Raw genomic sequence first — 671 nt, 5'->3', positions numbered from 1 at the left:
CCTTTCGCGCATCCAGGGATACGCAAAAGGCGCACGGGGGTGACGGAGCAAGGGTCCGGGCGGGCCCGATGGTGGGTCCGCCCAAGCTTCTCCCGACGACGGTACCCGGGCGTTTCGCCGGAATAGGCTGCGCCCGAATCGGCAGGCGCGCCGGTCGGACGGGGGCGGCAGTGACGGAGACCGAGAATCGGACCGAGCGGGGTGCGGCGGCGACGCGGGCACCGCGGTGGCGCACGATCGGGGCGCGGCGCGACTCCCTCACCCTCCCGTACGGGTGGGGACCCGCGATCGTGCTGGTGCTGGTCTCCCTCGTAGACCGCATCGAGTTCAGCCTGGTCGCCGCCGTGCTGCCGCAGCTGCAGGCGGAGTTCGGGTTCGGCGACACCGCCGCCGGCTCCATCCCCACCGCGGCCGCCGTCGCCGCGGGCCTCCTCGCGATGCCCGCCGCCTACCTCGCCGATCGCCACGACCGCGGCCGCATCATCACCGTCGTCGTGTTCCTGTGGGCCCTGGCGACGGTCGGTTCCGCGCTCGCTCCCACCTTCGCCGTCTTCTACCTGGTGCGCATGGGCCTCGCCGCCGCCGAGGCCATCGACAACCCGGCCAGCGCCAGCATGCTCGCCGATTTCCACCCACCCGCGACCCGCCCGACGGCCTTCGGGTGGTGGCGG

1 protein-coding gene is annotated in these 671 nt (G+C 73.6%); it reads left to right on the top strand.

Annotated elements, in window-relative coordinates:
• Positions 1-170: 170 nt before the first annotated feature.
• The coding region (locus ASG69_RS07815; protein WP_162247029.1) for an MFS transporter at positions 171-671 on the top strand (501 nt) is incomplete at its 3' end.

Source organism: Rhodococcus sp. Leaf225, assembly GCF_001426145.1.
Taxonomy (GTDB): Bacteria; Actinomycetota; Actinomycetes; order Mycobacteriales; family Mycobacteriaceae; genus Rhodococcoides.
The sequence above is the reverse complement of the archived record's forward strand: the minus strand, read 5'-3'. Positions and strand labels throughout refer to the sequence as shown.